Raw genomic sequence first — 13392 nt, forward strand, 5'->3', positions numbered from 1 at the left:
ACAAGCCGTTGCCCTCCTTGATGAAGGCCTGTCCGCACGTCTGCAAGTCACAAGGGGATGCAGATCATTGACTCGTAAAACAGACATGATTCAGCATTGAGAATTCAGGGCATTTTAGCTATCAATAGTTCTGCAACGTGAAATAAAAACCAAACCATACAACTTTATTTGATGCACTTCTTTTCAAATCAATACTTGATAATCAACCAACTAATAATAACGCTTCCAGAGCGATGCGCTGCCAAAAAGAACAACAAACGCGAGAAGATGGTATCGCATGGCATACATCAGAGTGGTGAAGGTGAAGTGATCCAGAAGCAGCAGCAGGTCTGTCCTCAGGTCCCAAAACGCAAGCACCATGAGCAGGATGGGGAACCAGCGTGCTGAACGCCGTTGCTGCGCAGCGGAATGGGAATCACGCACGCTCTCGATCCCACAAGGTCAGCAGAGTGGGGGCAACAGCAATGCTGGACCAGCTGCCCACAACGACACCCAAGGCAAGGGCGATGGCGAACCAATAAAGCGTCGATCCTCCGAACAGGATCAAGGCCAATAGGGGCATCAGTGTGGTGCCGCTTGTGTACAAAGTTCGGGTCAGAGTGGCAGAAACGGCAAGATCAACCTGCTGGGACAATGACAATTCACTGTTATCGCGGCTTCGTTCACGGATACGGTCGAACACCACCACGGTGTCGTTGACGGAATATCCGGCAATGGTGAGCAGTGCAACAGCGAACAGACTGTCGACTTCCAGCTGCGTGATCAGACCAAGCCAGGCAAAGATCCCGCAGACAATCAGGATGTCGTGAGCCAGAGCCACGAGGGCAAGAAAGGCGTAACGGCGGTCGTAGCGGATCGTGATATAGGCCGCGATCCCTGCAAAGGCGACCAGCAGTGATATCAAACTACTGCGCAATAGTTGTGCCCCCAAAGTGGGGCCGATGGTGTCTACAGACTGACCACCGTCAACGAATGGACCGGACACATCCGCAAGGGCGACGATCACGGCCTGGCCCTGAGCCGCTGAGAGGGTCGGCATCCGCAGCATCAGAGATTCACCGCCATCGAGCAACTGAACCCGGGAGGTGCTCAGGTTGGGCAGGGTCTGACCTGCTTCATCCGGTAACTCGAGCTGATTGAGCTGCTCCGATACCTCGAAGGTTTTGAGTTCAGAGCAGCGGTCACCGCAGCGGCGCTCCAGCTGAATCTGAGTGCCGCCAGTGAAATCAAGCCCCGGCCGCAGCGGAGCCCCGATCTCAGGATTGAGCCAGCAGAGCACCAGACCAATCAGTGCGATCAACGCCAGCACGGAGGAGATGATCCACACCCGCGCGCGCATCCCGCTGAGGCCCCAGATCGGAGCCGGAGATGAGGAGGGGGCTTGGGCAGACGATGAAACGGTCATCAATCAAGCGGACGGAGAAGGAAGCTGTCGAAACGGCAGAAAGTTGTTCGGCTTGCGCAGAGCGGCATATCCCATCAGGAAGCGCAGCAGGGTGCGCGTGCAGGTGAGAGCCGTGAACAGACTCAGCAGCACTCCGATACCGAGCGTGGCAGCAAACCCCTTGACAAGACCTGTGCCCAGGAAAAAGAGCGCTGAACAACTGATCAGGGTGGTGAGATGGCCATCAACAATCGACGAGAACGCCTCGGAAAATCCTGTCTCAATGGAGCGGATCAAGGTATTGCCCGAACGGAGTTCGTCTTTGATCCGCTCAAAGATGAGCACGTTGGCATCCACTGCCATACCAATGCTGAGAATGAATCCAGCAATGCCCGGTAGCGTCAGCGTCACCGGGATCAAGGCGTACATCGCCAGATTGAACAACGCGTAAAGGCTGAGCGCCATGACAGCGACCGCACCTGGAAGCCGATAGGCGATCACCATGAACACGGCCACCAGAACCAGGCCCGAAAGAGCTGCAACCAAGCTGCGTCGGATGTTGTCAGCCCCGAGTGTCGGCCCGATCGATCGCACCTCGAGAACCTCGACGGGCAGTGGCAAGGACCCTCCACGGAGCTTGACAACCAGATCCCTGGCTTCATCCAGCGTGAAATTGCCGGTAATCGTGGCGCCACCACCAGTGATACCAGCTGTTTTGAACTGAGGGCCGACGCTGGCGGCACTGATCACCTCACCATCGAGCACGATGGCAAGGGAGCGCTGTGTACCAGCAATCGATTTCGTGAGAGAGGCAAAGCCCTCGCCGCCTTTTCCGTTGAAATTGAGCGTGACCTCCCAGTTGGAAGAATTGCCCTGCATTGGCTGACTGCCCGCTGACACCAGTTCCTTGCCGGTCAGCGTTGCGGGGGTGAGCACCTTGAGAATTTCAGCCTCCAAGCCCTGGATCAGAAGCCGCAGACGTTCCTGCTCATCGTCAACCGATCCGGAAATCCCGAGACGGGTCTCAACCTCATACCAACGCTCTGGATCAAGCTCAGGAAAACTGCCACCGACACGCTGTTGCTCGTCAAGCAGGGCGCGCTCTGCTTTTGCCCTGAACTGCAACTGTCTCAAACTGGAAAATTCTTTTTCTTCTCCCTCCTTGACGGATCGGAATTCCATCAAGGCTGTTTCCCCCAATAACCGAGCCGCACGGCTGGGATCCTCCTCCCCGGGCAACTGAAGCAAGAGCTGGTTGTCACCAACGGTTTGAAGCGTTGATTCGGAGACACCAAGGCTATTGACCCGCCGATCAAGCACCGCCTTGACCGCCTCGAGTTCGTCTGAACTGATCCGTTTAATCTCCCCAGCCGGTTGCACTTCAACCGTGATCTGGCTGCCACCTCTTAGATCGAGGCCCAGCTGCAGCGGAGTTGTGAACAGCAGTGCAGCTGCTGCAATCGCAAGCGCGAGGACGAGGGCAAACCAGCCCTGCTGACGTGCCATCGAATCAGAGTCCCTTGTTCACGATGGCCTGGGCCGCCTCAACGATCTGATGGGGCTGAATGATCGTGAGGTTTTCAAGCTTGCCGTTGTAAGGCGTCGGGATGTCCTGGCTCGACAGCCTGACCGGACGCGCATCAAGGTCGTCAAAGCACTGTTCGGTGATCAGGGCAATCAATTCGGCACCGATCCCACCGGTTTTCATGCATTCCTCCACAACAATCGCCCGATGGGTTTTGCGAATTGAACGGGCGATCGTCTCCATATCGAACGGTTTGAGACTGATCAGATCGATCAGCTCCACGCTGATGCCGTCCGCCTCAAGCTGCTCCACGGCCTTGAGACAGTGATGACGCATGCGGGAGTAGGTGAGGATCGTGACATCCGTGCCTTCCTGCACCAGGTCAGCCTGGTCAAGGGCACAGGTGTAGTCACCCTCCGGAAGCTCCTCAGTGAGGTTGTAGAGAAGAACATGCTCGAAGAAGAGCACCGGATTGTTGTCGCGTATGGCCGCCTTCATCAGGCCTTTGGCGTTGGTGGGGGTACTGCAGGCCACGATCTTGATGCCAGGGACGGCATGGAAATAAGCCTCAAGCCGCTGGCTGTGTTCGGCTCCGAGTTGACGCCCCACACCTCCCGGGCCACGCACCACGGTGGGGATCGTGAAATTGCCGCCGCTGGTATACCGCAGCATCCCCATGTTGTTGGAGATCTGATTGAAGGCCAACAGCAGAAAGCCCATGTTCATGCCTTCGACAATCGGACGAAGACCCGTCATCGCCGCACCGACGGCCATTCCGGTGAAGGCGTTCTCGGCGATGGGCGTATCGAGTACGCGCAGCTCGCCGTATTTCTCGCAGAGATCTTTGGTGACTTTGTAGCTGCCGCCGTAATGGCCGACGTCCTCCCCCATCACACAAACGTGGGAATCGCGGGCCATCTCCTCATCGATGGCTTCCCGTAGAGCGTTGAAAAGAAGGGTTCCTGCCACGGCGTCGCTGAAATCCCGGCCATTCCGGGGTGTGCGGCCAAGCTATCTCAGTCAGCGCAGCGCTAACCCCCGGCAGCGAAGGTGAAGAGGAGGAGAACAGACAGGAGCATGGCTGGCGACAACAGCAATGCCAGTTGTCCGAGGTCGTGGGGTGTCATCGGCGGTATCCGTCCGCATCTCGACGCTAGGCAGGATCAGCACCTTGCCTTGTAAAGAGACTGCGAAGAAACAGCAGGGTCAAACCAAGGGCGACAAATCCACTGCTGAACGTGGCCAGAAAGGCCAGGCCCACGAGAAGGGTCTTCAACGTGACCGCGATGTTCTGCGCAATCGGGGAGCTGTAATGCGGCGGATGCATGGCGAAATAAACCACCATGCGCCGGCTCATCCCCAGGGCCAGCCAAGAAATCAGACCGGCCGTCAGGGCACCGGAGAGAAAACTCAACGGTCCTTTTCGGGGATCTGGCGCGTCCGCCTTTGGCTCATTGCTTGTCATGACTCAATTCTCGCCCCTTGATTGCGGAGCGAACAGCACCAGGCCTTCAGGCCGGATGCATCGAGCTCGCTGCGCAGAGCGTTCAGGGCCTGCTCACAACTTGGCAAATCCGGGAAGAGGGCAAAGCAACTCGGCCCCGAGCCGCTCATGGCCACGGCAAGGCTGGTGGGGAGGCTGTTCAACAACCTCAGACCGGCCTGAACTGCCTCGGTTTCGGGTTCCACCACAGCCTGGAGGTCATTCCGCAACGGGAGCGGGGTGTCAGCAGAAATGGGATGCACCCAGCGAGCCTGTCGAAGCATGCGGCGCCGGGTTTCGAAGTCCACCTCGCTACTGAGATAGCTCTTGCCGTTCAACTCCCGGCAGCGGCCATAGGCCCACGGCGTTGAAACACTCACCGTTGGATCTTTCACCAACAGCACAGCGAGGGGATCCGCTGGAGCCGGCAAGGGCTCGAGCCGCTCTCCACGGCCAAAGCACAGCTGGCTGCCACCCGCGATGCAAAAGGGCATGTCGGATCCAAGTTCAGCCGCCAGCTTTTCAAGCTGGCTGTCGCTGTGCCCCAGTCCCCAGAGAGCATTCAAGGCGACCAGTGCGGCAGCGCCATCACTGGAGCCACCAGCAAGGCCCGCACCGATCGGAATCCTTTTTTCAAGATGTATGGAGGCCCCGAGTTCCTGGAATCCGGAGCGATCGCGAAGGAGCTGGGCTGCACGCAGCACCAGATTGTCATCGGCGATGGTCAGCTCGGGGGCATCGCAACTGAGCTGCAGTTGGCCATCAGCCGTGTTGGCAACACTGAGGCGGTCGCAGAGGTCGATGCTCTGCATCACCATGGCGAGCTCATGGAATCCATCGGAACGAAGACCCAAAACCTCCAGGTGAAGGTTCACCTTGGCCGGTGCTGTCACCGTGATCGTGCCCATCCGGCGGTGCTGATCAGTCGATCCGATTCAAGCTCTTCGCCATCGCCACCCAAGCTGGAGGCGGCACCTCCTGCGGACGCTGTTCCAGACCGATCCCAGCGGCAGAGGCGAGCGCTTCGAGAACTGATGGCTCCGCCACAGAGCCAAGGCTGTTGCGGAGCATTTTTCTGCGGCTGAGAAAGGCCTGTTTCAGCAGGCTTTCCACAGTTCTGGACACCGATTGGTCAAGACGCTGATCAACAGCGAGGGGATCGAGGCGGATCACCTCGGAGTGGACCTTCGGCGGTGGTTGAAAACAGCGGGGAGGTACCGGACAAACGCTGCTGCAGTGGGCGAGCAACTGCATGCGCACGCTCAAGGCGCTGAAGCTTGTGTGCCCCGGGCGGGCGCGGATGCGCTCGGCCACCTCTTTCTGAACCAGAAGAACCAAGCGCTTGTAAGCGGGATCGACGGGCCGATCAAGACGGCCGATCAGCCGATCAAGCAACGGCCCTGTGATGTTGTAAGGGATGTTGGCGACCACCTTGCTGGCCAGAGAACCGTTGGGCAGGTGAAGCGGCACCTGGAGAACATCACCCTGGATGAGGGAAAAGCGGTTGTCTGAGCCGAAGCGCTGCTGCAGGCCTGACACCAGATCCCGATCCAGTTCAACCGCATGCACAGCTGCTGAGGGAGACGCAAGCAACCGTTCCGTGAGCGCACCACGGCCTGGCCCGACCTCAAGAACACGGTCATCAGACCCCAGTTCCGCAGCATCGACGATGTGCTGCAGCACAGAAGCGTCGCGAAGCCAATGCTGGCCGAACCGCTTGCGTGGATTGTGGCCTGAAAAACTCATGAATCAACGACGCGGCAATCCTTCAGCGATCAGGGCAACAGCCTGTCATGCAACAAAATGGAAACAGCCTCAATCAACGCTCTAAAACAAAAAACAGGCGTCACCAATGCAAGAGCGATTGAGGCTCTCAATCAAACATGATAATATGAGCTTCTCAAAATCATATAAACGCAATGAATTTGCCACATGCCTTGCACAACTTTTCATCCGTGGTGATTCAACTCAACAACAACGACAGGTGCGATTCAGCTTTCGCGAAATCAAGATGAAGCACGACAGATCCGAACTATAGACAACATCAAGAAGATGGAACGCCAGCTCGTCATTCACACTGGACCTCACAAGACAGCGACGACATATATTCAAGATGCGCTGCGTGATAACACAGCGGTTCTAGAAAACAACCAGATCGGAATGGGCATGAAGCCCGTATCGCACAGTCAACACCGCATCTTTTCAAAAAAGATGAATGACAAACGCGACAAATACTGGCTAAAAAAGCTTAAGCGCTTATCCAATTTCCAACAGATCATTCTCAGTAGCGAATCTTTCTCCAACAATATTCTTGGTCCAGGCAACATTGATTTCCTGCAAAAAATCGCCCTAAAACTAGGCCGAGAGCTGAATCTTATTTATTTCGTTAGAGACCAGGCCGATTTGATCAATTCGCAGTATTGCCACGGCATTCGGCGATTTTATCGCTCCAATGATTTCAACGACTTCCTCCAGGAAATCTTTAAAAGAGATTCAAATTATATCGAAAGAGGCTACAACCTTGATGCCAAATTTAGTGCCCTATTCCAACGAAGCGATCTTGCCTTAACATTTATACCCCTTGTTCGCAGCCATGATCCATTTCTGTCGATGGCTAAACACCTAAAATGGCCAAACAATCTAGCTCTGAATCTAGACAGTTCGGCCTTAACCAATTCACAGCCGGGCAGCAAAGGGATCTGGCTCAGCAGAGTCGCTTATGACGTTTGCCAAGAGCTAGAGCGTCCAGTGGAAACGCTTAACAATCGTGGAAACGTCATCCGAAAAATCGCCTTATCCAATCAATGGACCAAGAAGAGATTTTACGGCTTTAACGACTCAAGCTACAACCAGGTTCGGGAATTCTATTCGGAAAGCAACAATAACTTTTCACAGGCAATCTGGGGACAAAATTGGGAAGATATGGTGTCTTGCAAGCAAAAACAACAGGAAATTTATCAAGGACCATCAACTGATATTGAGCACAAGACAATGCTGAAACATCTGCTCAAAGCATTTAAAAAGATGGGATGGAAGCACACAAGTGAGCAACGCAATGACATCAAGAAAGCCTTCGATATGCGGGTTTCAGCCTTAAGGGAAGACAGCATCTGAGTCTGCTGACGATGCCCAATCGAGGTGTTTGAACGACAAATCTGCTAGCATTTAGAGTTCGTTATTACTAGAAAGCAATGCTTAACAGCATCACTCACCAATACGGAAACTGAAGTGTGAGCGGCACAATAATTCTAGCTATTGAATCAATAAATAACAGCCAAGATCACAACATCGTTAACCTGATTCAACCTCACAATCCGATTAAGATTAGAGCCGAACCTTGGTGACGCGAGCCTCGATTCCTTGATAACCAGTTTTGATCGATATGGGCATTCGCGTGAAAATTTCAACCCGAATGCCAACACGCGCCACGGTGATGATCGCTCGCGCCATCAGCGCTGCGATCATCACAGCAGAAACAGGCCAAAATAGAGGTTGAAATGCTTCGATGACTGGCTTCAATTCACACCATCTCCAATTTGTATTCCCCATACATAGCCAGATTCAACAGTGCGGTCATGGGCAGCCTTTGGAGTTCTTCTGCTTTGCGATTGGGTCCCGATCTGAACTGATTTCACCTCACCAGCGAGCTAGATAATATTGATCCGATGCAATTGAACTGTTTTTGGACAGGCTATAAAAAAGATTTCGAAAGAAGCCAATGACGGTTCGGGGCATTGGATCAATCAAAGAAGTCATCCAAGGCAAGGTCATCGCGTCGCAGCAAAGCAAATGTTGTTCCTGCATTTCCACGGCAAATGCGCAGCTGTTTGTCCAACACAGTGATGTCCAGCCATGCTGGAAAACTTTGCTTGACATCCCGCATCAATTCAAGTCTGTTCGATCCAAAAAGCCGAGGTCCGACCCAACCGCCACGACGAAATGACACTTCAACCCGTTGGTCACTGACCGGCTTCAAATCGGCCTGAACACTGATTCCGCCCACAGGTCCGAACGGTCCGGAAAGACGAAGCAAATTGCAGCCACGACGATTCGCCGGATCCAGGACCTGCAAATTCTCCAGCCATGGAGCCTGTTTCAGCCAAGGCTGCTTTGAACTGCTCCAACGCAAGTCCCAAACACCCTCCAGCAGATCGGCATCACGACTGAGATCGACCGTGTTTTCCTTCTCAACAGCGAGAAGTGTGTCGTGGATGTCGGGGGAATTTGGCTGTTGCTTGAGGAGCAGCACAAGCTCGTCATGGACTGCGCTCATCGGCTCAACAGATTGCATGAGCCATTTTTACTGATTCCCTTGTGAATCGTGGACTGGCTTGATGTTGAACGACCGACGGATGACACGCTAATGGGGAATACAACCGCCAGGCCATTATCGAACGCCTATGAAACAACTGATCAGCCTGTGATCCGAGGGATGACACATGAAGATTGCATTTCCGAGGAGAGTTCAAAGAAATGGTGATTGATACAGTAACACCTGATATGTAAGCACGATTAATTACTATAACTCTAACTTGCGAGGCAGACAAATGGTCAATCAAAGTCCATTATTATTACGATAGAAGCAGATCAAATCAGCCATTACCTAATTGGCCCCTTCCTCATCAGTGGGCCATTCGCCACCGGTCAGGGACGAGGATTATTATGCAATTGCTTTGAAATTATTTTTGCACCCATCTTCAATGGTCAAAAAAGCAACCACCAAAGTTTTCATTCCGAGCACAATCCCCTCAGTTGTTCTGTAAAAAATAAGCTGAATCCATGATTAAGTGGAGGATGCCAAAAAAAGCAACCATAAATCAGCTTGCCATGGCACAAACTATGATCACCCTCACCAAATTTATTTTTTTGGACCAAACAAAGCAAATAACTTTATCCACCAAACAGAGGAACAATCTCTGCATTTAAATCACTCTGAATAGACGGGTCTGCACTTGGATCAGGCTCACTAATCAAGCTAGAGACGGATTCACTCTTTTCAGAGAGCATCACGATATTTTCAGGATCAAGATCAGGCTTGCCAGCAAGTTTCACAATAGGTCCACCATCTTTGCCTAAACCTTTCCCATCATTGGCATCAATAAATAATGTGCCCTTTTTCTCATTATAGATAAGCTCAGCGCCTGCATCTTTAGTAGCCTGCTTGAACTCTTTTTTATTTTCTACGATGGCGACCTCAGTGTCTTCATCTATATCATGGACGACATCATCAACGACAAGCAGATCATCATTAGGCCGAAAATCCGTGATTGTATCAAGAAACTTCTTCTTTGCCGCCTCATCCACCGAGCCGACAACAAAATGATCCTCTCCTCCACCTCCGATTAATTTATCTTTCCCCAACCCTGCTGCAATTGTATCGTCATCTGAGGTACCTTCAATACGATTATTTTTAGGGCTTGGATCGAAGATCGCTTCGCTCATATTGAGATTGATTGTGCCAATCGTAAATGTGATGTATGTATTGCCTTGGTTGATGTCGCCAGTCGTGATATTGCCTGAGCCTGTATTGGTATTGTTGACGATGTTAATATTAATATTTTGACCGCTTCCAGCTAATTCACCACCAACTTGATCAAGCAAACCTTCGAGATTGAAATTTGGCGGATCACTTGATCCACTGTTAGGAGCTGAAACTGTCGAATCTGGCGTCCCAGGCGTCAGATCTTCTGACGTTCCGGGAGTGTCAGTGGAGCCTCCTAAATGAGTTTGCCCAATTGATCCGTCGCCATTAATATCGAACTCGTGAAGGTCTTCTAAAAGACCTAGATTTTTTGAATTCAGTGGATCAGGTGCTGAGATTGCTCTGGAATCTTCATGAAAATCATCCCCATAAAACTCAAATGTTTGCAGCCAATACTTATCGCCATAGCCATTCCTATCTCCATTGGAGAAAATGATCCTGAATCCCTCAGCGGAATCATGGCCGCCGCTTCCAATTCTCCAGCCCGCCATCGCGATCCAAGTATTCGTAAGAAACTCAGGGTTGTAATCACTCACAACTGTGCCGAGAACCTCGAGATCCTGATCAGCAAGACTTATACCGGGCTCTGCAGCAGCAAGCAAAACCGTATTGTCAGTTAATTTGAAGAGTCCAAGATATTTTGTTCGACTCCATCCCCAATCAGCTTGCTGACCGAAGTACAGAATCTCATCCAACGTTACGGATCCAGTAACGATGTCATCTGATCCTTCAGAGTCATTGAGAAAGTCGTCGTAGGAAGACATATACAAGAATTAAGTACTCTTACGATGGTTCAAATTGAACAACTTGTCAAATGCGTAGCAAAAACTACAATTTTTTCCACTGAATAGTTCATTCCCGGCATGTGGCCCACTCACAGCTTGATCTGACCGAGAAAGCTCCGATTGCGCTCTTCCCTGGCGCTAGTGAAGAAGCTTTGGGGATCAGAGCTTTTCACGACCTGACCTGAGCCATAAACATCACTCGATCTCTCAGGCACGGGCAAAGCCCAGTGCATGGGTGATCACTACCTTCGTGATTCCCTGCTGTAAAGCCATCAAACATCACTTTGAAATTCCTTTATGGATTGAGAAAAGAATCTGATGGATCATCCCTCAAAGGGCTATCGACTTATTGGCAAGAAGTTGGTAGTCGACAAAGCCTTTCGAGTTGAGCAACAGCACCGACAGCATCGCAGCTACAACCCTCTAAAAGCTTAGGTGTGAGGAGTTCCACTCGATCAACCACCGTTTACTCTCTTGGGTATCAGAGAAGCCCCCTAAGAGGCAGTGAGCATCAAGCACTAGCGAACTTTTTGCTTGAGATCGATCTCTTCGAGTGCAGACCTCAAGCGAACCCGAAAATCCTTCTGAGCAAGGTGCTGGATAACGTCATCCAAAACATTGATCTATAACCAGTTGGTTGCGGTTTTAAGTAACCATCATTTGTCCACACATTTCTCCAGATCGACAAAAATAACGATTATTCTAGCGAGAATAACTAAATTCCAAATGTTAAGGATTTGCATCACAAACGGGTCAATGGGTTGATATCGATACCCAACTATCTGTAGTCTTTATTTGATCCTAATATGATGTCAAAGGTCCTGAGGTTTCTGTTGCGGCGTGACCAACCCAAGAGCTGCCTAGAGACTTGGAGACACCGAGGTACACATGTCCTGACCTCTTGCAAGTGTTGACCAAATGCATCTTGTCGACTGCACAAAGCGCTCAACTATTTTCCTAATAGGACTCTAGTCTTGTTGGGGCATGGCATGGCGGCCAACAATCAAGGGGTAAAAGTTAAACGAAATTGATCGTTGATAACCCACACTGCAATTACTATGTCTCTAAGGCCGGGATCAGCATCCATTAAAACGCCAAATCATTATGGAGCGCCTATGAAACAACTGATCAGCCTATGATCCGAAGAATGACGCATGACGATTGGGACTCGTATCAGAGGGCCTAATAAACTGCTGAAAACCCAGAGGCTGAAACCCTATAACATTTTAATCACAATTTAGGCACAGCAAGATTCAACATCAAGCGATGCAGATTATGGCTAATACCAACAGTCAAACCTCTGGATTGATCCACTAAGGTAATACTCATATCTTGATGAAACCGTCGTCCAATCGACGATCTTCAGGGCGGACTAAAACTTGTCGAAAATTTTGGCCGCCCAGGTCTCCCAAGTCGAGCTGCATCTCACAGAACGAAAGCACGATCAGCAAGTCTTGTAACGATCCACATACTCCGGGCGACCTATTAGACCTCAATATCTATACAACCTTGCTCAATCAACAAAACGTTTGTAAAGCCAGCGCACAAATCCACCCACAAGAGGAACAGGTCCAAATGTCGGACCAACAAAATCGAAATAATCGCGATGGTCGCAAACTTTTCCCTCCTCGTTGAAATTGAGCCGACTTGTTCCGGGATAGACAAACTCAATGCCCTTGATTTTGAGACCCATTTCCCACTCCACAAAAGCAGTGCTCCCCTCAATCGCGATAGCTCCGGGTAGGAGATAAATATCATCACAGCGGCGAACAAGTCCCTCCTGGGCTTCGATATAAGCCTTGATCCCCTCACGCTTCTGAGTGGGATCTTCGAAATGGACATTTTCGTCGTACAACTCTCTCCATTGCGCTTCGGTAGGCGCCTCCATTCCGTACGGCTTGGTGAACAGTGCACGTAGGCGCTCAGCGTTCAAAGCGATTTCAACTGAAGATGGTTCAACGATATGCAGAGTCGGATCGCTTCCGCTGGGATCTTCCCATCCGCAAGGGCCTTGTGCTCACACCGGCATCAGTCCGATCCCACCAGCCCGCGCCCATTGTTGGCCCTGGTGCCTGAACCGGCAGCTGACGCTTGAAGCGTCAGCCCCTACCTGCTGCAACTGAAAACCGCAGATTTAGCTGAGTTCAACTCTTCTTTGCCACAACTCCTAAGGAGGCGTTCAGGGCACTGAAACGAATCCGTTTTTGCGGAGGTAATTGAGACCACGATATTTCTCTGAATGAATCGCGTCCGCTGCTGTGAACGCTGTTTCAAGACGAAGGACAGAGGCCTCTCTTTTTGCATCTGCCTTATTGACTGGCGCAAATGCTGAACCGTTCCAGTACAAGGAAGTCATCACAGCTCTTAGATAAGCCCAAGCCCCCGTTCCCTGGCTTAGATCGAGCTGCGCCTTGCAGATGCAAGGTGAACGTTTAGTAGCTGTAGCTACATTTCAGTTTTACTTCCGCAGCCATGCACCTGTCCACTTCCGCCAGGAAATCAACATTTCTAGTGATGTAGCGATTTTCGTACCTTTTTTGAAGTCACCGATGACAAGCGTTGCAATCGAAGCCGCATACGGCTTAATCACCTGAACCTTCATTCAGCACGCTCGCTGCGGCAAAAATCAGCCACCGTCAGAGCCCTGCCAGGCCCATTTTTTTGGTCTTTTTTACACCATTTGATCCCACCAGCCCGCGCCTGTTCTTTGCCCTTGGTGCCTGCGTCGTCAGC

At 51.6% G+C, this 13392-nt stretch carries 15 protein-coding genes; 3 read left to right on the forward strand and 12 right to left on the reverse strand.

The genetic code is table 11. The annotated features are described in order from the left end of the window. Positions 1-210 precede the first annotated feature (210 nt). From SIB64_RS10955 to rsmA, 8 genes are read right to left on the reverse strand one after another with little or no spacing between them, the layout of a single operon-like run. Positions 211-423, reverse strand: a complete 213-nt coding sequence (locus SIB64_RS10955) for a hypothetical protein (RefSeq protein WP_413440240.1) — start codon at positions 421-423, stop codon at positions 211-213. Continuing rightward, positions 416-1405 carry a protein translocase subunit SecF gene (gene secF / locus SIB64_RS10960; RefSeq protein WP_413440241.1) on the reverse strand — a complete coding sequence of 330 codons (990 nt, stop codon included), beginning with the start codon at positions 1403-1405 and terminating at the stop codon, positions 416-418. The genes SIB64_RS10955 and secF overlap by 8 nt, the downstream gene beginning before the upstream one ends. A 3-nt stretch (positions 1406-1408) precedes the next feature. Next, the gene (gene secD / locus SIB64_RS10965; protein WP_413440242.1) at positions 1409-2890 is read right to left on the reverse strand and encodes a protein translocase subunit SecD; all 1482 of its coding nucleotides are present in this window, start codon (positions 2888-2890) and stop codon (positions 1409-1411) included. Between the two features lie 4 nt (positions 2891-2894). Next, a complete protein-coding gene (locus tag SIB64_RS10970) occupies positions 2895-3878 on the reverse strand; it encodes a pyruvate dehydrogenase complex E1 component subunit beta (RefSeq protein WP_413440243.1) in 984 nt (327 codons plus the stop codon). A 51-nt stretch (positions 3879-3929) separates the two neighbouring features. Continuing rightward, entirely contained in the window at positions 3930-4079 is a 150-nt protein-coding gene (locus SIB64_RS10975; protein ID WP_413443089.1) for a hypothetical protein, read from the reverse strand. Continuing rightward, positions 4063-4374, reverse strand: a complete 312-nt coding sequence (locus SIB64_RS10980; protein ID WP_413440244.1) for a DUF3082 domain-containing protein — start codon at positions 4372-4374, stop codon at positions 4063-4065. Before SIB64_RS10980 ends, SIB64_RS10975 begins: the two co-directional genes overlap by 17 nt. Further along, entirely contained in the window at positions 4371-5300 is a 930-nt protein-coding gene (ispE, locus tag SIB64_RS10985) for a 4-(cytidine 5'-diphospho)-2-C-methyl-D-erythritol kinase (protein WP_413440245.1), read from the reverse strand. Before ispE ends, SIB64_RS10980 begins: the two co-directional genes overlap by 4 nt. Positions 5301-5313: 13 nt before the next feature. Next, the gene (gene rsmA, locus SIB64_RS10990) at positions 5314-6138 is read right to left on the reverse strand and encodes a 16S rRNA (adenine(1518)-N(6)/adenine(1519)-N(6))-dimethyltransferase RsmA (RefSeq protein ID WP_413440246.1); all 825 of its coding nucleotides are present in this window, start codon (positions 6136-6138) and stop codon (positions 5314-5316) included. A gap of 306 nt (positions 6139-6444) precedes the next feature. On the opposite strand from rsmA, the gene SIB64_RS10995 reads away from it, so the two are divergent. Next, positions 6445-7506, forward strand: coding sequence for a hypothetical protein (locus tag SIB64_RS10995; RefSeq protein ID WP_413440247.1), 1062 nt, complete (start codon positions 6445-6447; stop codon positions 7504-7506). Positions 7507-7716: 210 nt separating this feature from the next. On the opposite strand, the gene SIB64_RS11000 is transcribed toward SIB64_RS10995, so the two are convergent. From SIB64_RS11000 to SIB64_RS11015, 4 genes are all read right to left on the reverse strand, one after another. Then, a complete protein-coding gene (locus SIB64_RS11000) occupies positions 7717-7857 on the reverse strand; it encodes a hypothetical protein (protein ID WP_413440248.1) in 141 nt (46 codons plus the stop codon). Positions 7858-8131: 274 nt separating this feature from the next. Then, positions 8132-8665, reverse strand: a complete 534-nt coding sequence (locus tag SIB64_RS11005; RefSeq protein WP_413440249.1) for a PAP/fibrillin family protein — start codon at positions 8663-8665, stop codon at positions 8132-8134. A 617-nt stretch (positions 8666-9282) separates the two neighbouring features. Then, positions 9283-10638, reverse strand: coding sequence for a hypothetical protein (locus SIB64_RS11010; protein WP_413440250.1), 1356 nt, complete (start codon positions 10636-10638; stop codon positions 9283-9285). A gap of 1534 nt (positions 10639-12172) precedes the next feature. Next, positions 12173-12592, reverse strand: coding sequence for a nuclear transport factor 2 family protein (locus SIB64_RS11015; protein WP_413440251.1), 420 nt, complete (start codon positions 12590-12592; stop codon positions 12173-12175). A gap of 17 nt (positions 12593-12609) precedes the next feature. On the opposite strand from SIB64_RS11015, the gene SIB64_RS11020 reads away from it, so the two are divergent. Both SIB64_RS11020 and SIB64_RS11025 read left to right on the forward strand, forming a co-directional pair. After that, entirely contained in the window at positions 12610-12735 is a 126-nt protein-coding gene (locus tag SIB64_RS11020) for a hypothetical protein (RefSeq protein ID WP_413440252.1), read from the forward strand. Between the two features lie 341 nt (positions 12736-13076). After that, the gene (locus SIB64_RS11025; RefSeq protein WP_413440253.1) at positions 13077-13253 is read left to right on the forward strand and encodes a hypothetical protein; all 177 of its coding nucleotides are present in this window, start codon (positions 13077-13079) and stop codon (positions 13251-13253) included. The last annotated feature ends 139 nt before the right edge of the window (positions 13254-13392 follow it).

It is taken from the genome of Synechococcus sp. MIT S1220, from assembly GCF_047303025.1.
In the GTDB taxonomy this organism is placed as follows: Bacteria; Cyanobacteriota; Cyanobacteriia; order PCC-6307; family Cyanobiaceae; genus Parasynechococcus.

What these genes read in the sequence shown, in the direction of transcription:
- secF (WP_413440241.1), bottom strand. Translation starts at nt 1,405, where the DNA reads ATGACCGTTTCATCGTCTGCCCAAGCCCCCTCCTCATCTCCGGCTCCG.
- secD (WP_413440242.1), bottom strand. Translation starts at nt 2,890, where the DNA reads ATGGCACGTCAGCAGGGCTGGTTTGCCCTCGTCCTCGCGCTTGCGATT.
- SIB64_RS10980 (WP_413440244.1), bottom strand. Translation starts at nt 4,374, where the DNA reads ATGACAAGCAATGAGCCAAAGGCGGACGCGCCAGATCCCCGAAAAGGA.
- ispE (WP_413440245.1), bottom strand. Translation starts at nt 5,300, where the DNA reads ATGGGCACGATCACGGTGACAGCACCGGCCAAGGTGAACCTTCACCTG.
- rsmA (WP_413440246.1), bottom strand. Translation starts at nt 6,138, where the DNA reads ATGAGTTTTTCAGGCCACAATCCACGCAAGCGGTTCGGCCAGCATTGG.
- SIB64_RS10995 (WP_413440247.1), top strand. Translation starts at nt 6,445, where the DNA reads ATGGAACGCCAGCTCGTCATTCACACTGGACCTCACAAGACAGCGACG.
- SIB64_RS11000 (WP_413440248.1), bottom strand. Translation starts at nt 7,857, where the DNA reads ATGATCGCAGCGCTGATGGCGCGAGCGATCATCACCGTGGCGCGTGTT.
- SIB64_RS11005 (WP_413440249.1), bottom strand. Translation starts at nt 8,665, where the DNA reads ATGAGCGCAGTCCATGACGAGCTTGTGCTGCTCCTCAAGCAACAGCCA.
- SIB64_RS11010 (WP_413440250.1), bottom strand. Translation starts at nt 10,638, where the DNA reads ATGTCTTCCTACGACGACTTTCTCAATGACTCTGAAGGATCAGATGAC.
- SIB64_RS11020 (WP_413440252.1), top strand. Translation starts at nt 12,610, where the DNA reads ATGGTTCAACGATATGCAGAGTCGGATCGCTTCCGCTGGGATCTTCCC.
- SIB64_RS11025 (WP_413440253.1), top strand. Translation starts at nt 13,077, where the DNA reads ATGCAAGGTGAACGTTTAGTAGCTGTAGCTACATTTCAGTTTTACTTC.